This is a genomic window from Mycobacterium yunnanensis (assembly GCF_025823185.1).
Lineage (GTDB): Bacteria > Actinomycetota > Actinomycetes > Mycobacteriales > Mycobacteriaceae > Mycobacterium > Mycobacterium yunnanensis.
Genome location: NZ_JACKVK010000001.1, coordinates 243,513 through 268,987 on the forward strand (window position 1 = coordinate 243,513; position 25,475 = coordinate 268,987).

A 25,475-nucleotide genomic window follows, 5' to 3' on the forward strand; every position below is an offset into this window, starting at 1 on the left:
GGACCCAACGTGCCGCAGGAGTCCAGTCCTTCGACTGATTCGGACGAGGTCGCCACCCTCCGGTACCCCGGGGGCGAGATCGACCTGAACATCGTCAAGGCCACGGAGGGATCCGACGGCATCGCACTGGGATCCCTGCTGGCCAAGACGGGCTACACCACGTACGACGGTGGCTTCGTCAACACCTCGGCGACGAAGAGTTCGATCTGCTACATCGACGGCGACGCGGGCATCTTGCGCTACCGCGGGTATCCCATCGAGCAACTGGCCGAGAAGTCGACCTTCATCGAAGTCAGCTACCTGTTGATCTACGGCGAACTGCCGACTGCCGACGAGCTCGAGAAGTTCACCACGCAGATCCAGCGGCACACGCTGCTGCACGAGGATCTCAAGCGCTTCTTCGACGGCTTCCCCCGCAACGCCCACCCGATGCCGGTGCTGTCCAGCGCCGTCAACGCCCTGAGCGCCTACTACCAGGATTCGCTGGACCCCGGTGACCAGGATCAGGTGGAGTTGTCGACCATCCGCCTGCTGGCCAAGATGCCGACCATCGCGGCGTACGCCTACAAGAAGTCGGTGGGGCAGCCGTTCCTGTACCCCGACAACTCGCTGACCCTGGTGGAGAACTTCCTGCGGATGACGTTCGGCTTCCCGGCCGAGCCCTACGAGGTCGATCCCGAGATCGTCCGCGCTCTGGACCTGTTGCTGATCCTGCATGCCGACCACGAGCAGAACTGCTCGACGTCGACGGTGCGGTTGGTCGGCAGCTCGCAGGCCAACCTGTTCACGTCGATCTCCGGTGGCATCAACGCGCTGTGGGGTCCGCTGCACGGCGGCGCCAACCAGGCGGTGCTGGAGATGCTGGAGAAGATCCGCACCGGCGACGACGACGTGGCGACGTTCGTCAAGAAGGTCAAGAACCGCGAGGACGGCGTGAAGCTCATGGGCTTCGGGCACCGCGTCTACAAGAACTACGATCCGCGGGCGCGCATCGTCAAGGAGCAGGCCGACAAGATCCTCGGCAAGCTCGGCGGCGACGACGAGCTTCTCGACATCGCCAAGGAACTCGAGGAGATCGCGCTCACCGACGACTTCTTCATCGAGCGCAAGCTGTACCCGAACGTGGACTACTACACCGGCGTGATCTACCGCGCGATGGGCTTCCCGACGCGCATGTTCACGGTGTTGTTCGCCATGGGCCGGCTGCCCGGGTGGATCGCCCACTGGCGGGAGATGAACGGCGAGCCCAACAAGATCGGCCGGCCGCGTCAGATCTACACCGGGTACAACGAGCGTGACTACACCGACATGGGCGGCCGTTAGCCTGTCGACTGCGCCACATCGTTTGCTTCGGTAATAGTTGTAGGTTCACAATCGTTGTGTGATTGCAACTGAGGATGGCCGCCGGCAGCCCGGCTCCGGCGACCTGACGTCGCGCCGCAAGGCCATCATCCTGGTGTCCTGTTGTCTGAGTCTGCTGATCGTCTCGATGGACGCGACCATCGTCAACGTCGCCATCCCGAGCATCCGCACCGACCTGCACGCGTCGACCTCGGAGCTTCAGTGGGTAGTGGACGTCTACACCCTGGTGCTGGCGTCACTGCTGATGCTCTCCGGCGCGACCGGCGACCGCTTCGGCCGTCGCAGGGTGTTCCAGATAGGCCTGGTGGTGTTCGCCATCGGCTCGCTGCTGTGCAGCATGGCGCCCAACATCGACACCCTGATCATGGCGCGCTTGCTGCAGGCCATCGGCGGGTCGATGCTCAATCCCGTTGCGCTGTCGATCATCTCGCAAATCTTCACCGGACGGGTGGAGCGGGCCCGGGCACTGGGCTTCTGGGGTGCCGTCGTCGGCATCTCGATGGCCCTTGGTCCGGTGGTCGGCGGCTTGCTCATCGAGCTGATCAGCTGGCGGGCGGTGTTCTGGATCAACCTGCCCATCTGTCTGGCCGCGGTGATCCTGACCGCCATCTTCGTCCCCGAGACGAAGTCTCAGACGATGCGCAACATCGATCCCGTCGGCCAGGGGCTGGCGGTGACGTTCCTCTTCGGCGTGGTGTTCACCCTCATCGAAGGTCCGGGGTACGGCTGGACCAACCCCCGCGTCATCGCGGTCGCGGTGGTCGCGGCGATCGCGTTCGTCGCCTTCCTGCGCTACGAATCGCGGCGTCACGACCCGTTCATCGACCTACGGTTCTTCCGCAGCGTCCCCTTCGCCGGGGCCACCGTGACGGCGGTGTGCGCGTTCTCGGCGTGGGGTGCGTTCCTGTTCATGATGTCGCTGTACCTCCAGGGCGAGCGCGGCTACAGCGCCATGCACACCGGCCTCGTCTACGCCCCCATCGCCATCGGCGCACTGGTGTTCTCCCCGATCTCCGGGCGCATGGTGGGTCGGTTCGGTGCCCGGCCCTCGTTGCTGGTCGCTGGTGTCCTGATCACCACCGCCTCGGTGCTGCTGACGTTCCTCACCAAGACCACCCCGGTGTGGGGGCTGCTCGTCATCTTCGCCGTGTTCGGCATCGGCTTCTCGATGGTGAACGCCCCGATCACCAACGCCGCGGTCAGCGGCATGCCGCTCGACCGGGCAGGCGCGGCCTCGGCGGTGACCTCGACCAGCCGACAGATCGGCGTCAGCATCGGTGTGGCGCTGTGCGGCTCGATCGCGGGATCGGCGATCTCGACCAGCGGCGCGGACTTCGCCGCCTCGGCTCGACCGCTCTGGTTCGCCAGCATCGGCATCGGTGTCGTCATCACCGTGCTCGGCTACCTTTCGACCACGCCGGCGGCGTTCCGGTCGGCCGAGCGGCTGGCACCGCTGATCGCCGGAGCCCGCGAACCGAAGGAGGCCGCCAATGTCGGCTGACACCCGCGCGGCCGACGAGGTGTGGCGCGCCATGGTGAGCGTCGTGTTCGACAACCGCGACGCCTGGAAGCGCGATGTCATCGAGGTGTCCGGTCTGCCGTTCAGTCGCATCCGCGTGCTGCGCCGGCTGGCCCGTCGGCCCATGACCGCCAAGGAGATCGCCGAGGCCGCCACCATGGACGCCCCGGCGACCAGCGTTGCGGTCAACGACTTGGAAGACCGCGGATTGGTTGTGCGAGAGACGAATCCGAACAACCGCAGATGCAAGGTGGTGTCGCTGACCGATGAGGGACGGCGGGTGCTGGCGCGTATCGACGGTGTCGAGGATCCCGCGCCGCGCCGCTTCGCCGACCTGAGTCGGGAGGAAGTGCAGACCCTCGAGTCGATTCTGGCCAAGTTGACCGACGGCTGAATTTGACGACATCGTCGATTCGGGTCGACTGTCCGACCGGCGAGAAATATTCTGAGCTCGTCCAGCGGAGAGGACGACGCGATGACGGTGTGCCGGAGGTGTGCCTCCGAGTTGCGCGCCGCCGCCAAGTTCTGCAGCGAATGTGGTGAGTCGACGCAGCCCACTGACGCAGCCGAATTCAAACAGGTCACGGTGCTGTTCGCCGACGTCGTGCGCTCGATGGACATCGCGGTCGCCATCGGTCCGGAGCGGTTGCGCGGCATCATGTCCGAGGTCTTCGACGTCTCGGCCGCTGCGGTCAAGCGGTACGGCGGAACCGTCGACAAGTTCACCGGAGACGGCATCATGGCCGTCTTCGGAGCTCCGGTTGCCCTCGAAGACCACGCGCTGCGCGGGTGTCTCGCGGCGCTGCACCTCCAACGGGAGATCCGCCGACTGGCCGTGCGGTTCGGCCGCGAGGGAGTCGACGTCTCGGTCAGGGTGGGACTCAACTCGGGTCAGGTCGTCGCCGGCAAGCTTGGGGCTGGCTCACTGGCCTACACCTCGATCGGCGAGGCCGTCGGGATGGCGCAGCGGATGGAATCGGTGGCACCAGTCGGCGGGGTGGCGATCTCGGAGTCGACGGCACGATTGGTCGACGAGGTCGTCGACCTCTCCGAACCTGACTTCCTGGTGGTGAAGGGCTCCGCCACCGCAGTGGCCGTGCGCAGGCTGCTGCACGTCAGGCCGCATCACGCCCTTTCGCGGCGCGCCGACTCTCCGCTCATCGGCCGTAGATGGGAGATGGCCGTCCTCGAGGGCACATTCGAGGAAGTTCTCGACGGATGCGGCGGCACCAGCGTGGGATTGTGTGGACCCGCCGGGATCGGGAAGAGCCGGGTGGTCAGGGAGATGGCGGCGATGGCCGCCACCCGGGGCGTGCAGGTGTTCGGCGCGCGGTGCGACTCGATTGCCAAGGAGGTGCCGTTCCACGTCGTCGCGCAGCTGCTGCGTGCGGTGCTCAAGGTCGGTGACGTCGAATCCCCATCGGACAGAGCGCGTCTCGCACAGGTGTTGCCCGACGTCGGCGCCGAGGATCTGTTGCTCCTCGGCGACCTGCTCGGCATCGACGACCCCGACGTGGCCATGCCGACACTGCACCCCGACGCCAGGCGCAGGCGGTTGACGGCGCTGATCCGGGGCGCCTGGACCACGCAGCGATCGCCCGCCGTGTTCGTCGTCGAGGACGCCCAATGGATCGACGAGATCAGCGAGTCGATGCTGGCCGACTTCACCGCGGTGCTCTCGCGGACCGATTCGATGGCGCTGATCACCCACCGGCCGGACTATCGCGGCCCGCTGTCCCAACTGGCCGAGGGGCGAACCATCACCCTGGCGCCGTTGAGTGATGCGGAGACCTCTGAGCTGATCGCCGAGCAGATGGGTACGCATCAGTCGCTGACGGGCCTGGCGTCCACGATTGGCGAACGCGCGGTGGGCAATCCGTTCTTCGTCAAGGAGATCGTGCGAGACCTCGTCGAGCGGGGCGTCCTGCACGGTCGGCGCGGTGCCTACACCTCCACGGCCACCGCGGCCGAGGTCAGCGTGCCGCCGACCCTGTACGCCGTCATCGCGGCCCGCATCGACCGGCTGGACGACCGAGCCAAGCGAACCCTGAACGCCGCCGCAGTCGTCGGAACGCGCTGCACCGCAGACCTCTTGGAGACGATCGGCGTGGTACCGGCATTCGACGCGCTGGTCGAGGCGGAGATGGTGGATCAGGTGAAGTCCTCGTCGTCCGATGAGTACGTCTTCCGGCAGCCGCTGATCCGCACGGTGGCCTACGAGACGTTGCTGCTCGCTGAACGTGCCGAGGTCCACCGGCGGGTGGCGGCGGCGATCGAGACGGCGGAACCCACTCTGGCGGAACAGAATGCGGCGCTCATCGGTGAACATCTCGAGGCAGCCGGAGACTTCGGCGCGGCCTACGGGTGGCACATGCGGGCCGGGGCATGGTCGAGGAATCGTGACATCGCCGCGGCGAGGTTGAGCTGGGCCAGGGCGCGACACGTCGCCTACGCGTTGCCCGCCGACGACCCCGGCCGGCTGGCCATGCGCATCGCCGCGGGCACGTTGCTCTGCGCGACGGCCTATCGCACCGCGGAGAGCATGTCCGACAGCGGCTTTCACGAAGTGCGCGAGCTCGCCGCGGCAGCGGGGGACAAGCGGTCGCTGACCTTGGCGATGCTAGGGCAGTACACCGACCACATGGTGCACGGCAGCGTCACCGAAGCGTCGGCTCTGGGTACCGAGGTGTGGTCGCTGCTCGAGGGGATCGGCGATCCCGTGCTGACGGTCGGACTGTCCGTCGCCCCGATGGTCTCCAAACAGGAGACCGGCGATGTCGACGAGCTGCTGAGGTGGTCGCAGACGGCGATCGAACTGGCCGACGGTGATCCGACCATGGGCGACGTCGTGTTCGGGTCGCCGCTGGCGTTGGCGCTCACGTTCCGCGGAATCGCCAGGTGCTGGCTCGGGCTGGCCAACTGGCGCAACGACTTTCGCGACTCCCTGACCATGGCCCGCGGGGCGGACAGACTGACCTTCAGCAAGTGCGTCGTCTACCAGCACAGCGTGAGGACGTTGCAGGGCGTGCTGCTGCCCGACGACTCCACCCTGCGCGAAGCGGAGGAGGCGCTGACCATCGCGGTGGACCACGGCGACCACCACGCCGTCGCGCTGGCCACCTATTGCCTGGGCGGGCTGCTCCTGGAACGGGGATCCGCCGAGCGGCGCCGGGGCAGGCATCTGCTGGCCAAGATCCGGGAGATGTCCGATCGTGGCCACTTCTACCGCAGCGAGCTCGCCGTCCTCGATTTGTTCCACGCGCGGGAACTGGCGCGCGACGGTCACCTCGACGTCGCCGTCGACGAGCTCAGGGCGGCGGGCAACCGCGTGTCCGAACGCGGGCAGTTCGCCCACGGCGTCGTGGCCACCCGATTCCTCGTGGAGGCCTTGCTGCAGCGCCACGGCCGGGGTGACGTGCAGGAGGCCGACGCGGCCATCGAACGGCTGGCCTCGGCGGGCCGGGACGATTTGGCGATCGTCGAGGTGGTCCTCCTAGGGCTGAGGGCGCGGGTGGCTCGGGCGCGGGGTGACGACGTGACCTACCGGGTGTCGCTGCGCCGGTGTCGCGAGCGGGCGACGGCCCTGGGATTCGAGGGTTGCGTCGCGACGGCTCAGCTCAGGTAGCCCTCGACCTCGTCCTCGGGCCGCACGCTGGCCTGATCGGGGTCCTGGCCCGTCTCGCGCAACGCCCGGCGCTGCCGCAGCAGGTCCCAGCACTGGTCGAGCTGCACCTCGATGCTGCGCAGCCGGTGGTGTTCCTCGGTCTCGTCGATCTCGTGCTGCTGGAGCTTCGACCGCAGCTCCTTCTCCTCTGCGACCAGTTCGTTGACGTGGGCGAGGATGTCGGCATCTTTGTTCGGGTCCGTACTCACGCCCCCAGTCTGCCCGACTACGGTGTCAAGGGTGGCAACTAAACCCGAGATCGAATTCCCCGACGGTCCGGCGCCTGCCGAACTCGTCATCGAAGACATCGTCGTCGGAGACGGCGCCGAGGCGGTGCCCGGTGGCACCGTCGAGGTGCACTACGTCGGCGTGGAGTACGACAGCGGCGACGAGTTCGACAGCTCGTGGAGCCGCAACGAGTCGATCGAGTTTCCGCTGCGCGGGCTCATCGAGGGCTGGCAGGACGGGATTCCCGGAATGCGCGTCGGCGGTCGCCGCAAGCTGGTGATCCCGCCGGCGAAGGCCTACGGTCCGGCTGGATCCGGCCACCGCCTGTCGGGCAAGACGTTGATCTTCGTGATCGACCTGCTCGACGCTCGCTGAGTGCGTTCCGTCCTCCTGCTCGCCCTGACGCTGCTGTTCGTCGTCGCCGGATGCGGTAAGTCCGGTGACGCCGGAACGGCCGCCGAGGCCACGCCGCCCGCAGGCCCGGCGACCACGTCGTCGGCCGTCGCGAAGACCGGGCCCTTCGGGGCGATGTCCATCGTCCGGACGGCCAACGGATTCACCGTCACCGGGGAGGTACCCGACGCATCGCTCAAGTCCGATCTGCCCGCGACGCTGCGTCAGGCCATGCCGGGCGCAAAGATCGTCGACCAGCTGACGGTCAAACCTGGCGTCGTCGCCCCGGAGTTCTCCGGTCTTGGTGCGTTGTTCGGTGTCGCGATGGACGTGCAGGGCTTTGGCGTGAAGCTCGTGGGGGACACCGCCACCTTGACCGGGAGTGCCAAGACGGAGGCGGCCAAGACCGCAGCCGCGACCGCGGTCGACGAGACGTGGCCGAACGTCAAGGTGGCCAACGACATTCGGGTTGGCTAGGACGGTCCCGGCAGCCGTAGCAGCAACCGGACACCGCCGAGTGGACTCTCCTCCAACGAGGCCGTGCCGCCGTGCAATTCGGCTTGCTGGGCAACCAGCGCCAAGCCCAGACCGGAGCCCGAGTGCGATGCGGTCGACCCGCGGGAGAATCGCTCGAAGACGATCGTGCGTTCCTCCTCGGGAAGGCCCACGCCGTCGTCGTCCACCGCGATCTCCACGCCGGCGCGTGACGTGACGGCCGACAGCTGGACCCGGGTGGCGTCACCGTGCTTGACGGCGTTGGCGATCGCGTTGTCCACCGCGAGCCGCAACCCGGCGGGCAGTCCGACGATGATGACCGTCGGCGCGGGCACCAACGACACGTCGAGGTCGGGGTAGGCCCGCATCGCGTCGTGGGCGGCCCGGTCGAGCAACTCGGTGATGTCGACCGGAGAATGGTCGTCGGAGGTCGAGAGTTCGCCCTGGGCAAGCCTTTCGATGGCCCACAGCGTCGACTCGATGCGCGTCTGGGTGCGGATGACGTCGCCGAGGACTTCCTTGCGCTGATCTTCGGCGAGGTCGAGGGTGGCCAGCACCTCGAGGTTGGTGCGCATCGCCGTCAGCGGGGTGCGCAGTTCGTGAGAGGTGACGGCGGCGAAGTCGCGAGACGACACCAGCGCCGCCTTGGTGCGGTCCTGCTCCTGCCAGATGCGCTGCACCATGCCGTTGACGGCGTCGGCGATCTCGACGGCCTCGGTGGCGCCGCGCACGTCGATGTCGGGTGCCGCGCCGCCGACGTCGATCGCCCTGGTCTGCTGCGCGAGGCGCTTGAGCGGTCTGACCGCGAACGCCGCCAGCAGCCAGCCGGCCACGGCCGCGGCGCCAATGGCGAAGGAGCAGATCATGATCACGCGGCGGTGGAGGTTGTTGGTGTCGGCGATGGTGGCGTCGTACGTGGCGCCAACGGCGGCGGTCATCCGGCCCTGCGGCCCGGTGATGTCGACGGTGCGCACGCGGTAGCGCACCCCGTCGATGGTGGTGTCGGCGTAACCGGCGGGCAATTCCGGCAGCGTCACGTCGGAGTTGGACGTCACCTGGCCGTCGGGACGCCGGACGGTGATGATCGCGTCCTGGTCGTTGGGTGACTTGGGAATCTGGTCGAGCCCGCGCGGCAGGAACGGAATCGCAAAGCCCGCCGCCTCGTCGAGCCGGCGGTCCAGGCGTTCCTTGCGGTCGTTGGTGACGCCGATCCACACGATCGTCCCGACGATGCCCACCACGATCGCGGCGGCGATGGCGGTCGCGAACGCCACGCGGGTCCGCAGCGACGGCGTGCGCCGGAAGACCCGCGAGAGGATGTTCACGTCGAACCTACTGCTGCCGTAGGACGAATCCCACGCCTCGCACGGTGTGGAGCAGACGTGACGCGCCACCGGCTTCCAGCTTGCGGCGGAGGTAACCGATGAACACGTCGACGACATTGGTGTCGGCGGCGAAGTCGTACCCCCACACCAGTTCCAGCAGCTGCGCGCGCGACAGCACGGCGGTCTTGTGCTCGGCGAGCACCGCCAGCAGGTCGAACTCGCGCTTGGTCAGGTCGACGTCGACGCCGTTGACGCGGGCCCGGCGCCCGGGGATGTCGACCTCGAGCGGACCCACGGCGATGGTCTCCGAGGAGAACGTCGCGGTGGCGCCGCGGCGACGCAACAGTGCCTTGACCCTGGCGACCAGTTCGGCCAGGACGAACGGCTTGACCAGATAGTCGTCGGCCCCGGCCTCCAGGCCGGCCACCCTGTCGTCGACCGAACTGCGGGCCGACAGCACGCACACCGGCACGTCGTTGTCCATGGCGCGCAACGCCGTCACCACGCTCACCCCGTCGAGGACGGGCATGTTGATGTCGAGGACGATCGCGTCGGGCCGGGTCTCCGTGGCGCTGCGCAGCGCCTCGGCGCCGTCGACGGCGGTGCTGACCTCGAATCCCGAGAGACGCAGTCCGCGTTCCAGGGACGCCAGCACGTCGGGGTCGTCGTCGACCACCAGGACTCGGGGTGCCGCGGCACCGCTCGCTGCCATCTCCATGCGCCTCATCTTGCCTGATGCGCCACTATGGATGCGGTAGGCGCGTGGCGCAGACCAGAGGGGGGTGGCCAGTGCTAGCTTCGACACTCGTGCAGACGAGCGGACCCCGCCTGATCGTCGAGCCCGACGACGGCTTGGGCCCGGTGCTGGAATTCATCGGTTCGGCCCGGGCGTCGCTCCTGATCAAGCAGTTCACCTTCACCGACGAGAGCCTCATCGACGCCGTCATCGCCCGTAAGGCGGCCGGGGTCGACGTGCGGGTAATGCTGAACGCGGCGCGCTCCGGTGGCGATCGCGCCAACGACGAGACCTTCGAGCGCTTCAGTGCCGCCGGCATCGCCGTGCAGTGGGCCAATCCGAAGTTCTACGTCACCCACGAGAAATCGATGGTCGTCGACGAGAAGACCGCGCTGGTGGCGACGTTCAACATGTGCCTGAAGTACTTCACGGCGACGAGGGACTACGGCGTCGTCATCGACGATCCGGTTCACGTCGCGCAGATCGTCGAGGTGTTCGAGGCCGACTGGAACCACGACGACTGGGTTCCGACGGTCTACGAGGGCCTGCTCTGGAGCAACTCGAATTCCCGCTATCACATGGCCCGGTTCATCGACACCGCCACGCACCGCATCGACGTGCAGCACCCCAAGTTCGTCGACGCCGTGATCCTCGACCACCTCGCGGCGGCGGTGGAACGCGGCGTCAAGGTGCACGTGTTGTGCGGTGGCAGGCACGGCATCAGCGAGGGCGACGTCCTCGACACCTTCGCCTCGCTGCGGACGTTGCGCCGCTTCGGCGCCAAGGTGCACAAGCAGAAGAACCTCCGCGTGCACGCCAAGCTGATGATCGTCGACGACGAGCGAGCGCTGGTCGGGTCGATGAACATCGACCGCAGCGCCTTCGACCTGCGTCGCGAACTCGGCATCACGATCACGGAGCCCGCAGTCGTCGCGCGGCTCAAGGCGACCTTCGACGAGGATTGGGCGCTCTCGCACCACTATTCGCCGCCCGATCCGCTCGACACCTCCACCCACCAGGAGGACGACTTTCCCCACGACCCGGAACTCGTCCACGAGTGACCGCTCCAGAGCCGACGAAGGTCGGTTTGGGCGAATTGGCGTTGACGTTCAACCACATTGCTCTGGCGTCCTTCGGGGGTGGGCTCTCGGCGTGGTCGCGTGAGGTCATCGTCGTGGAGAAGCAGTGGATGGGCGAGGCGGAGTTCCTCTCCGCCATGACGATGTGCCGCATCCTGCCCGGTGCCAACCAGGTCAACATGGCCGTGTTCACGGGCACGAAGCTGCGGGCCGTGCCGGGAGCCGTCGCCGCGGTCGTCGGGTTGTGCTTCATGCCGCTGGTGATCGTGCTGGTGTTGGCATTCTTGTACTTCACCTTCAAGGAGGTGCCTGCAGTCAAGGGTGTGCTGCACGGCGCGTCGGCGGCCGCCGTGGCCCTCACGCTGGCCATGGTGATCAAGACCGGCAAGACGTGCCTGACGGGGCTGATCCCGGTGGGCCTGTTCGGGCTGGCCTTCGTGCTCAACGGCGTACTGCGGTGGCCGTTGCTGGGCGTGCTCGCCATCGTCGCGCCGCTGGCGCTGCTCTGGGCGTGGCCGCGCGGGGCTGCGGAGAAGGCCGCGCAGGCCGACGCGTGACGACCTACCTGCAGTTGATCGCGCTGTTCGGTTCGCTGTCGCTGATGTCGATCGGCGGCGGCAACGCGGTGCTGCCCGACATGCATCTGCGGGCCGTCCATCAGCACCGCTGGCTCAGCGACACACAGTTCGCCGACCTGTTCTCGATCTCCCAGACCGCGCCCGGCCCCAGCATCCTGATCGTCGGCATGATCGGCTACGCCGCCGGTGTGCCCGTTGGCGGCGTGCTCGGCGGCGTGCTCGGAGGTTTCGTCGCGACGGCCGCGATGGTGATCCCGGCGGCGTCACTGGTGTACGCCATCACGCTGTTCTGGCAGCGGGCGCAGGAGTCGAAGTGGCGGATCGCCGTCGAGAAGGGCTTCGCCCCGCTGACCGTCGGGCTGATCCTGGCGTCGTCGCTGGTGATGAGCCGCGCCGCCGACCACGACTGGCGGGCCTACATGCTGACGGCGGTGTGCACGCTGATCTTCGTCCGGTCGAAGGTCAACCCGTTGCTGGTGGTCGCGGCGGCCGGTGTGATCGGATACTTCGGCATCGTCTGAGCCTTGTCGGACATAACGGGTATGACCTGTGTGTGGGTTTGCCGACGGGTAACGAATTGACCAGAACCTTTGTTGAGGTTCTACGGTGACGACATGAGCATGGAGTACGCGGCCAGCCGGGCCCTCTACCGGCAGCGCAACGCGCGTGGAGGTGATCTCCGCGTGCTGGCCAACCGTGCCCTGCTGTCGAGGATTTGGCGGTTCTCCGCCCGTCACCATCGGCGCCTCGGCGGGTTCGTGGCCGTCAGCGTCGTCGGTGCCCTGCTCGCGGTGTCCACCCCGGTACTGGCCGGCCACGTGGTCGACGCAATCGTCGACGGTGCGGACGCGAGGAGCATTTTGGGGCTCAGCGCGCCGAGCACGGTGGTGCTGCTGGCGTCGGTGATCGCCGCGGTGGCGGTGGCCGAGGCCGGTGTCGGCATGCTGACCCGTTGGCTGTCCTCCAACATCGGCGAAGGCCTCATCCTCGATCTTCGGACGGCGGTCTTCGACCACGTGCAGCGGATGCCGGTCGCGTTCTTCACCAGAACCCGGACCGGGGCCTTGGTGAGCCGCCTGGGCAACGACGTCATCGGGGCGCAACGCGCGTTCTCCGACACGCTGTCCGGTGTGGTGGGCAACGTCGTGACCCTCGCGCTGACGCTGGCGGTAATGCTCGGCATCTCGTGGCAGATCACGGTGTTGTCGCTGCTGCTGACGCCGTTGTTCCTGCTCCCGGCCCGCCGCATCGGTCGCACGATGGCGGCGCTGAGTCGCGAGAGCGCGATCTACAACGCGACGATGAACACCCAGATGACGGAACGTTTCTCGGCTCCCGGCGCCACCCTGGTCAAGCTGTTCGGCGATCCGCGGCGTGAGTCCGACGAGTTCGCGGCACGGGCCGGCCGGGTTCGCGACATCGGCGTGCGGACGTCGATGTTGCAGGCCACCTTCATGAACTCGCTGACGCTGATGTCGGCGCTTGCGCTGGCGCTGGTGTACGGGCTTGGCGGGGTCCTCGCGATCGGGGGCACTCTGCAGGCCGGTGCCATCGTCTCCCTGGCGCTGCTGCTGACGCGGCTGTACGCCCCCTTGACGGCGCTGGCCAACGCACACGTCGAAATCGCCAGTGCGCTGGTGAGTTTCGAGCGCGTCTTCGAGGTTCTCGACCTGACGCCGCTGATCCAGGAGAGGGCCGGCGCCGTGGCGGTGCCCGACGGTCCGGTCGGCGTCGAATTCGACGACGTCCGGTTCTCCTATCCGTCGGCGGACAAGGTCTCGCTGGCCTCGCTCGAAGAGGTCGCCGTCCTCGACGACCGCGGGGGAGACGAAGTGCTGCACGGTGTTTCGTTCACCGCCCAGCCGGGTCAGATGGTGGCGCTGGTGGGCTCCTCCGGTGCGGGCAAGTCGACCATCGCGTCGCTGCTCGCACGGCTCTACGACGTCGACTCCGGCGCGATCAAGCTGGCGGGCGTCGACGTGCGCGACGTGACCTTCGCCTCCCTGAAGGAGACCGTCGGCGTCGTCACCCAGGACGGTCACCTGTTCCACGAATCGATCCGCGCCAACCTGACCCTCGCCGCACCCGGCGCCTCCGATGATGTCGCCGCCGGCGCGGCTCCGGGCGATGACCAGCTGTGGGAGGCCTTGCGCCGCGCCCGTCTTGCCGACGTGGTGGCCGACATGCCCGACGGTCTGGACACCGTCGTCGGCGAACGCGGCTACCGGCTCTCCGGCGGGCAGCGGCAACGGCTGACCATCGCGCGCCTGCTGCTCGGCACGTCCCGGGTGGTGGTCCTCGACGAGGCGACGGCGTCGCTGGACTCCGAGTCCGAGGCCGCGGTGCAGCAGGCGCTGGCCGAGGCGCTCGCCGGACGGACGTCCCTGGTGATCGCCCACCGCCTCTCCACGATTCGCGCCGCGGACCTGATCCTGGTGGTGGAGGACGGCCGCATCGTCGAACGCGGGACCCATCGGGCCCTGCTGGCCCGCCGCGGACGCTACGCAGAGTTGTACGAGACCCAGTTCGGCGACGAGACGTCGGCGGCATGAAGTCGGTTGCCGAGCATGGGAGCCTTGATGGTGTGACGCCCACGGATGAAGGACTGCGGTCCGAGCCCGTCGTGGCGCCGCCCCCTCGTCGCATCCGTTCGACGTCGGACATCCTGCGGCTCGCGCCGTACCTGAAGCCGTACTGGCTGAGGTGGACCTCGATGCTGATCGCGGCGCTGCTGAGCCTCGTCGCCACCGTGGCCATCCCGTTGATGACCAAGGCCGTCATCGACGGCCCGGTACGGCACCAGGATCGAGAGCACCTGTGGACGCTCGGCTCCGCGGCCATGGCGCTGCTGGTCTCCGAGGCCGTGCTGTGGTTCATCCGTCGCTGGTTGGTCTCGCGCGCGACGATGGGCGTCGAGGCCGACCTCCGCAAGGACCTCTACGCGCGGCTGCAGATCCTGCCGATGTCCTTCCACGGCAGGTGGCAGTCTGGTCAGCTGCTCTCGCGGGTCATGAACGACCTCAGCACCATTCGCCAGTTCCTGTCGTTCGGGCTGCTGTTCTTGTTGCTCAACGTCATTCAGATCGTCGTGGTGACGGGCATCCTGCTGGCCATGTACTGGCCGCTCGGCGTGGTCGTGGTGATCTCGATCGTTCCGATCACCGCCACCGTGCTGCACTTTCAGCGCAAGTTCACCAAGCTGTCGCGGGCCGCGCAGGATCAGTCGGGCAACGTCGCGACCCACGTCGAGGAGCAGGCGCTCGGAGTTCGGGTGGTCAAGGCGTTCGGCCGCGAGCAGTACGCCTACGACCGGTTCGACCAACGCGCCACCGCGCTGTTCGACACCGAGGTGCGCAAGGTCGGGGTGTCGGCGCAATTCTGGACGCTGCTGGAGGCCATCCCCAGCGCCAGTCTGATCGTCGTACTGGGGCTTGGCGCCTACGCCGCAGGCAGCGGACTGGTCACCATGGGCACCCTGGTCGCGTTCATCACGATGATGTTGTCGCTGGTGTGGCCCATCGCGTCGCTGGGCTTCCTGCTGTCGATGACGCAGGAGGCCATGACCGCCGCCAACCGTGTCGTCGAGGTCTTCGACGCGCCGCGTGAGATCACCGACGGCCCGCACCGCGAGGTGCCGCGCGGCGGCCGTCTGGAACTGGTCGACGTCGGCTTCCGGTTCCCCGACTCCGACGAGTGGGCCCTGCGCCACGTCGACCTCGCCGTCGAACCGGGGGAGACCATCGCCCTGGTCGGCCCGACGGGATCGGGCAAGTCGGTGCTCGTCTCGTTGCTCTCGCGCCTGTACGACGTGACCGAGGGCGCCATCCTCGTCGACGGCCGCGACATTCGTGAGCTCTCCCTTCCTGCGTTGCGCAGGGCCGTCGCCACGGCCTTCGAGGACCCCACCCTGTTCTCGATGTCGGTGGCGGAGAACCTCGCGCTTGGCAGACCGCCGGGCGATCCGGCGACGGAGGAGCAGATGGCCCAGGCCATCGAGGTGGCGGCCGCCGGGTTCGTCTACGACCTTCCGTTCGGTCTGGACACCCGGATCGGTGAGCAGGGCATGAGCCTCTCCGGTGGTCAGCGGCAACGACTTTCGCTGGCCAGGGCCCTGCTGGCGGCCCCGTCGATCCTGGTGCTGGACGACACCCTCTCGGCGCTGGACGTGCACACCGAAGCCGTGGTCACCGAGGCGCTGCGCCGAGTCCTCTCCGAGGTGACCGGCTTGGTCGTCGCGAACCGTGCGTCGACGGTGTTGCTCGCCGATCGCGTCGCCCTGCTCGAGCGGGTGCCTGGTGAGGGCGCGACCGTCACCCGGGTGGGCACCCACGCCGAGTTGCTCGCCACCGCCCCGGCGTACCGCTACCTGCTGGCCGCCGACGACGACCTCGACGAGGACCTGGAACGGGAGTGCGACTGGGAGGGCGACCAGGAGCGCACCCGGCTCGAGCACCTATACCTGGAGCAGGAGGCCGACCGGGACGGGGACCGCAGTTACGTCGCGTCGGAAGCTGAGAGGTCTCGATGAGTACGACGGACTGGCGCGGCCGGGCGGTCGCAGGAGACGACGCCGACCTGCCCATTGACGAGTCGATCTCACGTCGCCGCGAGGCGCGAACCCTGTTGGGCGGGCTGCTGCGGCCCTACGCCACCGCGGTGGCGCTGCTGACCGTCGTCATCGTGGTGGAGAACGCCGCGCGGCTGTCGTTGCCATTGCTGGTGCAACGCGGCATCGACCACGGCATCCCTCCGCTCGTCGACGGCGGTTCCGCGCGGGAACTGATCCTGATCGTCGCGGCGCTGTGCGGTGTCGTGGTGATCCAGGCGACCAGCCGGATGTTCTTCCTGCGTCGTTCGGGGCGGATCGGGCAGGAAGTCCTGCTCGAGTTGCGCCGCAGGATCTTCCGGCACTTCCAGCGGCTCGACGTCGCGTTCCACGACCGCTACACCTCCGGGCGGGTGGTGGCACGCTCGACCAACGACGTCGAGGCCATCCAGGACATGTTGCAGACCGGATTCGACGGTCTGATCACCGCCGTCCTGACACTGCTTGGCACCTCGGTGCTGCTGGTGGTGCTCGACGTGAAGCTCGGCCTGATGTGCCTGTGTGCCTTTCCGATTCTGGTGCTGCTGGTGTGGTGGTTCCGAACCGAGTCGGCCAAGACCTACAAGCTGGTGCGCGAGCGCGCGGCGTTGGTCATCGTGCAGTTCGTCGAGACGATGACCGGCATCAAGGCGGTGCAGGCCTACCGTCGCGAGCCACGCAACCAGGAGATCTTCACCGCGGTCGCCGACGACTACAAGAACGTCAACGAGCGGGCGTTCAAGCTGCTGGCGATCTTCATGCCCGCCGTGCGACTGGTCGGCAACGTCACCACCGGCGGGGTGCTGCTTTACGGCGGATACCGGGTGCTGAACGGCGAGATGACGCTTGGCACGCTGACCGCGTTCCTGCTGTACCTGCGGATCTTCTTCGAACCGATGCAGGAGATCTCCCAGTTCTTCAACACGTTCCAGTCCGCGGCCGCGGCGCTGGAGAAGATCGCAGGCGTGCTGGCCGAGACGCCCGGCATCGAGGATCCCGAGGAGCCGGTCGAGCTCTCGACGGTCAAGGGCGGCATCGTCTTTCGTGACGTGGCGTTCTCCTACGTGCCCGACCGGCCGGTGCTTCCGGATCTGCGGGTCGACATCCCGGCCGGCCAAACCGTGGCGCTGGTCGGCACGACCGGCGCGGGCAAGACCACCATCGCCAAGTTGATCGCCAGGTTCTACGACCCCACTTCGGGTGCGGTCGAGCTCGACGGCGTCGACCTGCGCGACCTCGCCCAGGCCGATTTGCGCAAGCACGTGGTGATGGTGACCCAGGAGAACTTCATGTTCGAGGGCACCATCGCCGACAACATCCGGTTCGGCAGGCCCGATGCGACCGACGCCGAGGTGCGGGCGGCCGCCGAGGCGGTCGGCGCCAACCGATTCGTCGACGCGCTCGTCGACGGCTACGACACCGACGTCGCCAAGCGGGGTGGCCGGCTGTCGGCGGGCCAGCGGCAGCTGATCGCCTTCGCGCGCGCCTTCCTCGCCGATCCTGCCGTGCTCATCCTCGACGAGGCCACCTCATCGCTCGACATCCCCAGCGAGCGACTGGTGCAGCGGGCGCTGGCCACGGTGCTGGCCGACCGCACCGCCGTCGTGATCGCCCACCGGCTGTCCACCGTCGAGGTGGCCGACCGGGTGTTGGTCCTCGAGCACGGGCGCATCGTCGAGGACGGTGCGCCAGCCGAGCTGATGCGTGGGGACGGCCGGTACGCGGCACTGCACCGGGCCTGGGTCGACTCCCTGGTCTGACTCGGGCTGCGCCGCCGCGGAGTCGGTGACAAGGTAGACCGATGTCGCGTCTCGACTCGTCCGCCGTGGGTGGTCGACGGGTGTGCGCGCTGCTGGCCGCGGGCTCGGCCGCCCTGCACGCGGTGATGGCCGGTGACGCCCGCAGCGCGGTGACCACGGCGGTCGTGATCGCCATGGCGCTCGCGTGCCTCTACTGCGCCAGGGAACTGTGGACGGCGGGATCACCGCGGGTGTGGTGCGTCGTGGCGGTGATGAACCTCGGGATGGTCGCGGTGCACCTGTCGATGCCGGGGCACCACCACGGGCAGGTGGTGAGTACCACCCCGGCGGCGACGACGTCGCCGCTGATGGCCGTGGCGACCAGTTTGGCGATCGTCGAGGCGGCCGTCGCCGCGGTCGTCCTCTGGGTTCAAACCCGCAGCAGGGCTTCCAACTTGGCGTTGGCCGCGCGCAGCCGCGGCGCGATCTGAGCCGCTCCGGCCTTGGCGGCGTCGTCGTCGGTCTGCATGTGGCTCACCACGTTCAGCCGGGCGCGGTTGAGCCAGCGCATAATCTCGGGATCGTCGAACCACGTCAGCTGGTTGTGGTTGAAGTCGAGCGTCATGGTGGCCCAGTCGAGCGGTTCCATCGGATGCTCCACCGGTCGGCAGTAGTCGTTCTTGACGTCGTCGTCGGCGTCCATCGCCTCGACGCGTGCGATGACGGCGGCGCTGAACGCCGGCTGACACGTGCGCACCGACTGCAGAGTGATGTGGCCGGGAGTGAACACCGGGGTGGCCGGCCGCGTCCCGATGCCGTCGCCGGTGCAGTCGACGTACAGGGTGTCGGGATCGGCGTCGACGGTGCCGCCGTCGAGCACGATGCGTCCCGGTTCCAGTGCGCGCACCCGTCCCATCCGGACGACGTTCTCGACGAGGCGTAGCCGCTCGAGTTCGTGACGCGAGACGATCGCACAGCGGTACATCGTGGGTTCGACCGTCGGGTCGATCCTTAACAGGCAGCCCAGTTTCTCCAGCCGCAGGTAGAGATCGTCGATCGAGGTCGCCTGGTTGATGGCGCGGGCCTGCGCGGAGAAGTCTGCAAGCACCCGCCTGGCGAACAGCGGACCGGGTTGCACGGCCGCGCGGTCGAGCAGCCACGAGTCGCGCGGTTTGATCCACGTCAGCCGATCGGGTGCGACGCCGTGGCGCAGCAGCCACAGGCAGACGTCCATGGAGGTCTTGCCGGCGCCGACGATGACGTAGCGGTCTCGGGCCGGCTGCTTGGGGAGACCGTTGGGCGGGATGCAGTCGACCCCGGGGGCGACGTCGTAGAGCGGCGGCCGCATCGACGGAACCACCACGCTCAGGTAGGTGGCGTCGACCACCCGGCGGCGAACCTCGACGCGGTAGTCCTCCCCGCCGAGCGTCCGAAAGTGGTTGTCTCCCAGGTACTCGCTCATCGGGAAGTACCGGACTCGTCCGGTGGGAAGCAGGTCCTGGCGCATCACGGTGTCGTAGTACGCGCACACCTCGGCGCCGCTGGCGAGTTCGTAGAAGCCCTCGTTCCACCCGCTGACGTCGAGGGAGTCGGTACCGAGGCGGCGCGAGTTCACCCCGTAATAGGCCGACGGCTGGTGCAGCCGAACGAAGGGATAGGCGTTGACCCAATGCCCGCCGGGCTGATCGTTGCGGTCGACGAGCACCACGGTGGCGTCGGTCTCGGCGACGAGGGCGTCGACGAACGCCACGCCCATGGCACCCGCACCGATCACCAGGTAGTCGGCCTCGATGACTTCGCTCATGCCGTCATGGTGCCCGGTGCCGTCGACCCGCGATCACGCACCCCGTCAGCGGTAGACCAGCCCGGAGAGCCGCGACGCCAGCGCCCGGGTGACCCACGGCAGGTGTCCGACCACCCTCAGCGCGGCGTTGCGGGCCGGGCGCAACGGGCGCGGCATGGTGGCGAGCCGGGTCAACCGGTCGGTCAGCGCGACGACCTGCACGGCGATCGGGCGTCGGGCGGCGGCGTAGTCGTCGAGCGCCGAATCCGGCCCACCTGCCAGCACTCTCGTCAGCGCGTCGGCCAGCACGACTGCATCCTGAATCCCGAGGTTCATGCCCTGACCGCCGGCCGGGCTGTGCACGTGGGCGGCGTCCCCGGCGAGCAGGATGCGTCCCCGGCGGTAGCTGTCGGCGACGCGGTGGTGGATCCGGAACCGGGACCCCCAGACGACGTCGGTCACGGTGCTTCCGCCGTGGCTGCGGGCGTCGAGGAGGTGCTGGACGAATTCCGCCGACGGCACCTCGGGTGCGTCGTCGACGGGTGCGACGACGCGAAACGCCCCGTCCGGAAGGGGTGCGACGACGGTCAGCCCGTCGCTGGCCCAGTAGAGCCGGACCTCGTCGGAGCGTTTCTCGCCCCGCAGGTGGACGTCGGCGAGCACGAACGAGTGGGCGTAGGCACCCCCGGTGAAGCCGATTCCGGCCTGTGTTCGCACGGTGCTGTGCATGCCGTCGGTGCCGACGACGTAGCGGGCCCGGACGGTGCTGCCGTCGTCGAAGGTAGCCGACACGCCGGCGTCGTCCTGGACGAGGGTCAGCAGTGCCTTGGGTCGGACCACGTCGCCGCCGAGTTCGCGCACCCGGTCCAGCAGGAGTCGCTCCGTGGTCGACTGCGGCACCATCAGCGTGAACGGGTAGGCCGTCGGCAACCCGGTGAAGTCCACGGACAGCAGCGTGGTGGCGCCGTCGCGCACGGTGAAGCGAGGGGCTTCGAGACCCTCCTTGACGAGGCGACGTGTGACGTCGACGGCTTCGAGCACCTCCAGGGTGCGGGCGTTGACCCCGGCTGCGCGCGAGGTGTTGGCGGCTTCGGCTTCGCGGTCGACGAGTGTCACCCGCGCGCCCGCCTGCAGCAGCGAGGCCGCCAGGGTCAGTCCAGTCGGGCCGGCTCCCACGATGAGGACGTCGGTGTCGTGCATGGGTGCTCCTGAGGTCCGGTCGAATGCCAACGCATGTTGACTTTCTCAGCGTGCGCCGAGCCGCGCCAAAAGTCAACAGCTGTTGGCATATGCTCGTCGTCATGGGAGCGAAGGCCGATCAGACCAAGGCCGTCATCTTGGCTGCGGCCCGCGAGCGCTTCGCGGCGTCGGGATACGAGGCCGCCACCATCAGGGCCATCGCCGCCGACGCGAACATCGACCCGTCGATGGTGATGCGCTACTACGGCACCAAGGACCAGTTGTTCGCCGCGGCCGCCGAGTTCGACCTGCAATTCCCCGACCTGTCCGACCTCGCCCCCGACGACCTCGGTCACGCGTTGGTGTCGCACTTCCTCTCGCGCTGGGAGGCCGACGACGCACTGGTGGTGCTACTGCGATCGGCCACCACCAATGCCGATGCGGCGCAACGCATGACCGACATCTTCGCCGCACAGCTGCTGCCGGCGATCACCAAGTTCGCCCCCGACGACGCGCCGCGCCGGGCCGGTCTCATCGCCACCCAGGTCCTCGGCATGGCGTTGTGCCGCTTCGTGTTGCGGCTGCCGCCGGTCGTCGGTCTGAGCCGAGACGAACTGATCGAATGGCTCGGTCCCACCCTGCAGCGCTACGCGGTGGGCCGCTAGGCCTCGATCTCCCCGGCAATCCGCCGCTCGATGCCGGCTCGGGTGACCGCAGGCAACACGATCAGGCCGTCGAGCTCGCGCTGGGCCTTGGAGTAGGCGTTGCGGCGTTCGTCGGTGGTGGCCGCCCCGTCCGAGGCCACCCGCAGCAGCCGCTGCGCGCGCTCCAACCGCTCCTGCGCCTCGGCGGAGAAGTCACTGCGCCGCCGGCGGACAGCCTCGGCCTCGGCGACGTCGAACGCGGTGACGTAGGAGTGGACGGCGTCGCGGTAGTCCAGCTGGGCGTCCCGGTCGCCGACCAGATCCTCGGCGTTCGCGGGCCGCAACAGGTCGGCGCGACTGCGAGCCCGGTGAAATTCCGCCGTCAGCGGCTCCCGCATGTCGGTCATCAACGGAAAGTCGAGCAGCTTGGCCACGTCGAGCTCGTACTCCAGCCACCGTGCGTCGGTGCCGTCGTGGCGCTCGAGCACCTTGGTCACCTCGCGGCGGGCGGCCGCCTCGTCCACCCGCCCGCGTCCGGACGCCTCGGCCATCGCCACCTTGGCCTGCTGCTTGATGCGGTAGCGCTCCAGCCGACGCTCGGCGCGGCGTTCGTTGGCCGCGGCGACGGCCCTGACTCCACCGCCGATCACCCCGCCGAGCGGGAAGATCAGCCACCAGAAGTTGCCGGCGAAGTGCAGCACCGAGTCCACGGGTTCCACAATGCCACCACTTGCACTGGCCCACCCCCGCCGAGCGTGGACTTTCGGCGGGCCTGCCGCCGAAGACGCGTCAAGAAGTCCACGTTCGGCGAGAAGTCAGAGGCCGATTCGTCGATAGCGGCGCAACCGCGACGCCAGCCGCTCCTCGGCGGGCACGCGCCGAAGCGCGGTCAGCTCGCCGGCGATGGTCGCCGACAGCCGCTCGGTGAAGTCCAGCGGTGTGTCGGCGGCGTCGGTGTACTCCGGGACCACGGCGTCGACGATCCCGTTGCGCAACAGATCGGCTGACCGAATGCCCTGTGCGGCAGCGAGTTCCGGGGCGTGGTCGACGTCGCGGAAGACGATGGCGCTGGCCCCTTCGGGCGGCAGCGGGGCCAGCCAACCGTGCAGGGCGGCCAGGACGCGGTCGGCGGGCACCATCGCCAGGGCTGGCCCACCGCTGCCCTGGCCGAGCAGCACCGACACCGTCGGCGTGTCCAGGGTGACGAGCTGGGCGAGGCATCGGGCGATCTCACTTGCCAGACCGCCCTCCTCGGCCGCCGCGGACAGGGCCGGCCCCGGCGTGTCGATGACGAGCACCAGCGGCAGCCGCAACTCCTCGGCCAGTGCCATGCCACGCCGTGCCTCCCGCAACGCCTGCGGCCCGGCCAACCCGCCGCCGACGCCGCGCTGCTGGCCCACCACCACCGCGGGCTGCCCACCGAATCTGGCCAGCGCCAGCAACGTCGTGGCCGCCTCGCCGTGCCCGCCGGTGCCACTGAGCAACACCCGCTCCGTCGTCCCGTGCCTCAGCAGGTACCCGATGCCGGGCCGGTCGGGACGCCGGGAGATCTCCACTGAATCCCACGCAGGCACGTCGGCGACGGGTCCGGCCTCCGGTGGCGCCGGTGGCGAACCCGGCGGGTCGGTCAGCACCTTCAGCGCACGGTCCAGGGTTGAGCGCAGCAGCCCGATCGGGACGACGCCGTCGATGACGCCGTGCCGGTGCAAGTTCTCCGCGGTCTGGATGCCCGTCGGAAACGGCTCGCCGTACAGGTGCTCGTAGACCCGCGGTCCAAGGAAGCCGATCAGCGCACCGGGCTCGGCCGCGGTCACGTGTCCCAGCGATCCCCACGACGCGAACACCCCGCCGGTCGTCGGGTGCCGCAGGTACACCAGGTAGGGCAGATGGGCTTGTTTGTGCAGTTCCACCGCGGCGGCGATCTTCACCATCTGCAGGAACGCGACCGTGCCCTCCTGCATCCGGGTGCCACCGGAACTCGGCGAGGCCACCAACGGCAGCGCCTCGGCGGTGGCCCGTTCGATCGCGGTGGTGATGCGCTCGGCCGCGGCCACCCCGATCGAGCCAGCCAGGAAGTCGAACTCACTGGCCACGACGGCCACGCGGCGGCCGAACACCGTGCCCTCGCCCGTCAGCACCGACTCGTCGAGGCCGGTCGCCGCCCTGGCCTCGGCGAGATCGCGGCGATAGTCGTCGTCGGTTGCGACGTCGAGCGGGGGGGCCGTCCCAGCTGACGAAGGACCCTTCGTCGAGGACCGCGTCGCGCAGGGCCATGGCTCCGATCCGACTCACCCAGCAAGGCTATATAGGCTGGCCCCCATGATCGGAATGACCCGTGAGGGCAACGTACTGACCCTGGAGATGCAGCGGCCCGAACGCCGCAACGCACTCAACAGCGAACTGGTCGACGGATTGCGGGAGGCCGTCGAGAAGGCCGCCACCGAGGACGTCCGCGCGATCGTGCTCACCGGTCAGGGGCACGTCTTCAGCTCCGGGGCCGACCTGTCCGGCGGTCAGGGCGTCGCCGACGAACTCCCCGACAAGGCCAAGGCGCTCAACATCGCGATCGACCAGGCTCCGGTGCCCGTCATCGGCGCCATCAACGGGCCTGCCATCGGCGCCGGGGTCATCCTGTCGATGATCTGCGACCTGCGGGTCGTCGCCCCCGAGGCGTACTTCCAGTTTCCCGTCGCCAAATACGGTATCGCGCTTGACAATTGGAGCATTCGCCGGTTGACCTCCCTGGTCGGCGCCGGCCGGGCTCGCGGCATGCTGCTGGCCGCCGAGCGGCTCACCGCCGACTCCGCCCTGGCGACCGGAATGGCGAACCGGCTGGGCACTCTTGCCGACGCTCAGGCGTGGGCGCAGGAGCTCGCCGGGTTCGCGCCGCTGGCGTTGCAGCACGCCAAGCGGGTGCTCAACGACGACGGCGCGTACGAAGACCCCTGGCCCGCCCACAGGGAGCTCTACGACCGGGCGTGGTCCAGCCACGACATCATCGAAGCGCAGGTCGCGCGGATCGAGAAGCGGCCGGCGAACTTCAAGGGGGCCTAATGCTTCGGGAGGCGGTGCGATTCATCGGCGGCACGGCCGCGCTGATCGGCGGAAGCTGGGTGTTGCGGGCCGTACAGGGCGCTCCGGCCGCGCTCGGCGCCTCGCCGGTGGAGATCGACGCCGTCGCGCGGCGCTCGCCGCACTACCGCGACGGCGTCTTCGTCAACATGGAGCCGGCGTCGGAAGCCAGCCTCACCCGCCAGGAGCAGTTCCTCCTCGCCAGGGACGTGATAGGCGGCGGCTCGGCGCAACACCCCGCGACGCCCGTGCCGCTGGTCACCCCGGACCCCAGCGTGGCCGCGGCCGACCTCGCGGCCACCTGGTACGGCCACTCCTCGGCGATGATCGAGGTCGACGGATACCGCATCCTGGCCGACCCCGTCTGGAGCGATCGGTGCTCACCCTCGCGGGCCGTCGGCCCGCAGCGGCTGCACCCCGTGCCCGCCGCGCTGGAGGCGCTGCCCGCGGTCGACGCCGTCATCATCAGCCACGACCACTACGACCATCTCGACGTCGACACCATCAAACAGCTCGCCCTGACCCAGCGCGCCAAGTTCTACGTGCCGCTCGGCATCGGCGCGCATCTGCGCGCGTGGCACATCCCGAAGAACCGCATCGTCGAACTGGACTGGAACGAGAGCGCCCACCTCGGGGAACTCGAGCTGGTGTGCACGCCCGCGCGGCACTTCTCCGGCCGTTTCCTGACCCGCAACGTCACGCTGTGGTCGTCGTGGGCAATCATCGGGCCGCGGCACCGCGCCTTCTTCGGCGGCGACACCGGCTACACGAAGAGCTTCGCCGACATCGGCGCCGACTACGGGCCATTCGATCTGACGTTGATGCCGATCGGGGCGTACCACCCCGGGTGGCCCGACATCCACATGAACCCGGAGGAGGCCGTGCGCGCGCATCGCGACGTGTCCGACGGCGGGTTGCTGATGCCGATCCACTGGGCGACGTTCCGGCTGGCGCCGCACCCGTGGTCCGAACCCGTCGAGCGGCTCCTCACCGCGGCCGAGGGCGACGGCGTCCGGGTGGTGACGCCCAAACCCGGACTGCGCGTGGACCCGGCCGCCGCGGCATTGGACCCATGGTGGCGCGTCTGACCGGCT

Annotated in this window: 22 protein-coding genes and 1 pseudogene; 16 read left to right on the top strand and 7 right to left on the bottom strand. The window is 68.7% G+C overall.

Annotated features, from left to right (window positions below):
- Positions 1 to 9 precede the first annotated feature (9 nt).
- From H7K45_RS01280 to H7K45_RS01295, 4 genes are all read left to right on the top strand, one after another.
- Positions 10 to 1,323: a citrate synthase gene (locus H7K45_RS01280; protein ID WP_263993890.1), complete on the top strand. Its 1,314-nt coding sequence runs from the start codon at positions 10 to 12 to the stop codon at positions 1,321 to 1,323.
- Between the two features lie 103 nt (positions 1,324 to 1,426).
- Positions 1,427 to 2,863 (top strand): MFS transporter, encoded by a 1,437-nt coding sequence (locus tag H7K45_RS01285; RefSeq protein WP_263994235.1) that lies wholly within the window; start codon positions 1,427 to 1,429, stop codon positions 2,861 to 2,863.
- Positions 2,853 to 3,275 carry a MarR family winged helix-turn-helix transcriptional regulator gene (locus H7K45_RS01290; protein ID WP_263993892.1) on the top strand — a complete coding sequence of 141 codons (423 nt, stop codon included), beginning with the start codon at positions 2,853 to 2,855 and terminating at the stop codon, positions 3,273 to 3,275. Before H7K45_RS01285 ends, H7K45_RS01290 begins: the two co-directional genes overlap by 11 nt.
- 81 nt (positions 3,276 to 3,356) lie before the next feature.
- Complete coding sequence (locus tag H7K45_RS01295; RefSeq protein WP_263993893.1) at positions 3,357 to 6,506, top strand: ATP-binding protein; 3,150 nt, start codon at positions 3,357 to 3,359, stop codon at positions 6,504 to 6,506.
- Here the strand turns inward: H7K45_RS01295 and H7K45_RS01300 are convergent.
- The gene (locus H7K45_RS01300) at positions 6,494 to 6,754 is read right to left on the bottom strand and encodes a DUF2630 family protein (RefSeq protein WP_263993894.1); all 261 of its coding nucleotides are present in this window, start codon (positions 6,752 to 6,754) and stop codon (positions 6,494 to 6,496) included. The genes H7K45_RS01295 and H7K45_RS01300 overlap by 13 nt on opposite strands.
- A 31-nt stretch (positions 6,755 to 6,785) precedes the next feature.
- Between H7K45_RS01300 and H7K45_RS01305 the strand changes: the two genes are divergently transcribed.
- Together H7K45_RS01305 and arfA are read left to right on the top strand one after the other, a co-directional pair.
- Positions 6,786 to 7,148 carry an FKBP-type peptidyl-prolyl cis-trans isomerase gene (locus tag H7K45_RS01305; protein ID WP_263993895.1) on the top strand — a complete coding sequence of 121 codons (363 nt, stop codon included), beginning with the start codon at positions 6,786 to 6,788 and terminating at the stop codon, positions 7,146 to 7,148.
- On the top strand, positions 7,149 to 7,643 hold the full coding sequence (gene arfA, locus H7K45_RS01310) for a channel-forming protein ArfA/OmpATb (RefSeq protein ID WP_263993896.1): 495 nt from the start codon (positions 7,149 to 7,151) through the stop codon (positions 7,641 to 7,643). It abuts the gene before it with no gap.
- On the opposite strand, the gene H7K45_RS01315 is transcribed toward arfA, so the two are convergent.
- Positions 7,640 to 8,986, bottom strand: coding sequence for a HAMP domain-containing sensor histidine kinase (locus H7K45_RS01315; RefSeq protein ID WP_263993898.1), 1,347 nt, complete (start codon positions 8,984 to 8,986; stop codon positions 7,640 to 7,642). The genes arfA and H7K45_RS01315 overlap by 4 nt on opposite strands.
- Before the next feature lie 7 nt (positions 8,987 to 8,993).
- Positions 8,994 to 9,704 carry a two-component system response regulator PrrA gene (gene prrA, locus H7K45_RS01320; protein WP_263993899.1) on the bottom strand — a complete coding sequence of 237 codons (711 nt, stop codon included), beginning with the start codon at positions 9,702 to 9,704 and terminating at the stop codon, positions 8,994 to 8,996.
- Positions 9,705 to 9,793: 89 nt separating this feature from the next.
- Between prrA and H7K45_RS01325 the strand changes: the two genes are divergently transcribed.
- The 7 genes from H7K45_RS01325 to H7K45_RS01355 all read left to right on the top strand — a co-directional run bounded on the left by H7K45_RS01325 (position 9,794) and on the right by H7K45_RS01355 (position 18,194).
- Complete coding sequence (locus tag H7K45_RS01325; protein WP_263993901.1) at positions 9,794 to 10,783, top strand: phospholipase D-like domain-containing protein; 990 nt, start codon at positions 9,794 to 9,796, stop codon at positions 10,781 to 10,783.
- Entirely contained in the window at positions 10,780 to 11,358 is a 579-nt protein-coding gene (locus H7K45_RS01330) for a chromate transporter (RefSeq protein ID WP_263993903.1), read from the top strand. Before H7K45_RS01325 ends, H7K45_RS01330 begins: the two co-directional genes overlap by 4 nt.
- Entirely contained in the window at positions 11,355 to 11,900 is a 546-nt protein-coding gene (locus tag H7K45_RS01335; protein WP_263993905.1) for a chromate transporter, read from the top strand. Before H7K45_RS01330 ends, H7K45_RS01335 begins: the two co-directional genes overlap by 4 nt.
- Before the next feature lie 93 nt (positions 11,901 to 11,993).
- Positions 11,994 to 13,931 carry an ABC transporter ATP-binding protein gene (locus H7K45_RS01340; protein WP_263993907.1) on the top strand — a complete coding sequence of 646 codons (1,938 nt, stop codon included), beginning with the start codon at positions 11,994 to 11,996 and terminating at the stop codon, positions 13,929 to 13,931.
- 32 nt (positions 13,932 to 13,963) lie between these two features.
- The gene (locus H7K45_RS01345) at positions 13,964 to 15,907 is read left to right on the top strand and encodes an ABC transporter ATP-binding protein (RefSeq protein WP_372512480.1); all 1,944 of its coding nucleotides are present in this window, start codon (positions 13,964 to 13,966) and stop codon (positions 15,905 to 15,907) included.
- A complete protein-coding gene (locus H7K45_RS01350) occupies positions 15,904 to 17,724 on the top strand; it encodes an ABC transporter ATP-binding protein (protein WP_263993910.1) in 1,821 nt (606 codons plus the stop codon). Before H7K45_RS01345 ends, H7K45_RS01350 begins: the two co-directional genes overlap by 4 nt.
- Before the next feature lie 41 nt (positions 17,725 to 17,765).
- Positions 17,766 to 18,194 carry a hypothetical protein gene (locus H7K45_RS01355; protein ID WP_263993911.1) on the top strand — a complete coding sequence of 143 codons (429 nt, stop codon included), beginning with the start codon at positions 17,766 to 17,768 and terminating at the stop codon, positions 18,192 to 18,194.
- Here H7K45_RS01355 and H7K45_RS01360 read toward each other — a convergent pair.
- Both H7K45_RS01360 and H7K45_RS01365 read right to left on the bottom strand, forming a co-directional pair.
- Entirely contained in the window at positions 18,134 to 19,507 is a 1,374-nt protein-coding gene (locus H7K45_RS01360; RefSeq protein WP_263993912.1) for an NAD(P)/FAD-dependent oxidoreductase, read from the bottom strand. The genes H7K45_RS01355 and H7K45_RS01360 overlap by 61 nt on opposite strands.
- A gap of 45 nt (positions 19,508 to 19,552) precedes the next feature.
- Complete coding sequence (locus H7K45_RS01365) at positions 19,553 to 20,686, bottom strand: FAD-dependent oxidoreductase (protein WP_263993913.1); 1,134 nt, start codon at positions 20,684 to 20,686, stop codon at positions 19,553 to 19,555.
- A gap of 101 nt (positions 20,687 to 20,787) precedes the next feature.
- Between H7K45_RS01365 and H7K45_RS01370 the strand changes: the two genes are divergently transcribed.
- Positions 20,788 to 21,330, top strand: a complete 543-nt coding sequence (locus H7K45_RS01370; RefSeq protein ID WP_263993914.1) for a TetR/AcrR family transcriptional regulator — start codon at positions 20,788 to 20,790, stop codon at positions 21,328 to 21,330.
- On the opposite strand, the gene H7K45_RS01375 is transcribed toward H7K45_RS01370, so the two are convergent.
- Together H7K45_RS01375 and H7K45_RS01380 are read right to left on the bottom strand one after the other, a co-directional pair.
- Positions 21,327 to 22,019, bottom strand: coding sequence for a hypothetical protein (locus tag H7K45_RS01375; protein ID WP_263993915.1), 693 nt, complete (start codon positions 22,017 to 22,019; stop codon positions 21,327 to 21,329). The two genes, H7K45_RS01370 and H7K45_RS01375, sit on opposite strands and share 4 nt — an antisense overlap.
- A 105-nt stretch (positions 22,020 to 22,124) precedes the next feature.
- A pseudogene (locus H7K45_RS01380) lies at positions 22,125 to 23,601 on the bottom strand (carboxyl transferase domain-containing protein).
- Between the two features lie 27 nt (positions 23,602 to 23,628).
- Here H7K45_RS01380 and H7K45_RS01385 point away from each other — a divergent pair.
- Together H7K45_RS01385 and H7K45_RS01390 are read left to right on the top strand one after the other, a co-directional pair.
- Entirely contained in the window at positions 23,629 to 24,363 is a 735-nt protein-coding gene (locus tag H7K45_RS01385) for an enoyl-CoA hydratase (protein WP_263993917.1), read from the top strand.
- Complete coding sequence (locus tag H7K45_RS01390) at positions 24,363 to 25,469, top strand: MBL fold metallo-hydrolase (RefSeq protein WP_263993919.1); 1,107 nt, start codon at positions 24,363 to 24,365, stop codon at positions 25,467 to 25,469. The genes H7K45_RS01385 and H7K45_RS01390 overlap by 1 nt, the downstream gene beginning before the upstream one ends.
- The last annotated feature ends 6 nt before the right edge of the window (positions 25,470 to 25,475 follow it).

What these genes read in the sequence shown, in the direction of transcription:
- H7K45_RS01290 (WP_263993892.1), top strand. Translation starts at nt 2,853, where the DNA reads ATGTCGGCTGACACCCGCGCGGCCGACGAGGTGTGGCGCGCCATGGTG.
- H7K45_RS01340 (WP_263993907.1), top strand. Translation starts at nt 11,994, where the DNA reads ATGAGCATGGAGTACGCGGCCAGCCGGGCCCTCTACCGGCAGCGCAAC.
- H7K45_RS01390 (WP_263993919.1), top strand. Translation starts at nt 24,363, where the DNA reads ATGCTTCGGGAGGCGGTGCGATTCATCGGCGGCACGGCCGCGCTGATC.
- H7K45_RS01295 (WP_263993893.1), top strand. Translation starts at nt 3,357, where the DNA reads ATGACGGTGTGCCGGAGGTGTGCCTCCGAGTTGCGCGCCGCCGCCAAG.
- H7K45_RS01360 (WP_263993912.1), bottom strand. Translation starts at nt 19,507, where the DNA reads ATGAGCGAAGTCATCGAGGCCGACTACCTGGTGATCGGTGCGGGTGCC.
- prrA (WP_263993899.1), bottom strand. Translation starts at nt 9,704, where the DNA reads ATGGAGATGGCAGCGAGCGGTGCCGCGGCACCCCGAGTCCTGGTGGTC.
- H7K45_RS01355 (WP_263993911.1), top strand. Translation starts at nt 17,766, where the DNA reads ATGTCGCGTCTCGACTCGTCCGCCGTGGGTGGTCGACGGGTGTGCGCG.
- H7K45_RS01385 (WP_263993917.1), top strand. Translation starts at nt 23,629, where the DNA reads ATGATCGGAATGACCCGTGAGGGCAACGTACTGACCCTGGAGATGCAG.
- H7K45_RS01350 (WP_263993910.1), top strand. Translation starts at nt 15,904, where the DNA reads ATGAGTACGACGGACTGGCGCGGCCGGGCGGTCGCAGGAGACGACGCC.
- H7K45_RS01370 (WP_263993914.1), top strand. Translation starts at nt 20,788, where the DNA reads ATGGGAGCGAAGGCCGATCAGACCAAGGCCGTCATCTTGGCTGCGGCC.
- H7K45_RS01365 (WP_263993913.1), bottom strand. Translation starts at nt 20,686, where the DNA reads ATGCACGACACCGACGTCCTCATCGTGGGAGCCGGCCCGACTGGACTG.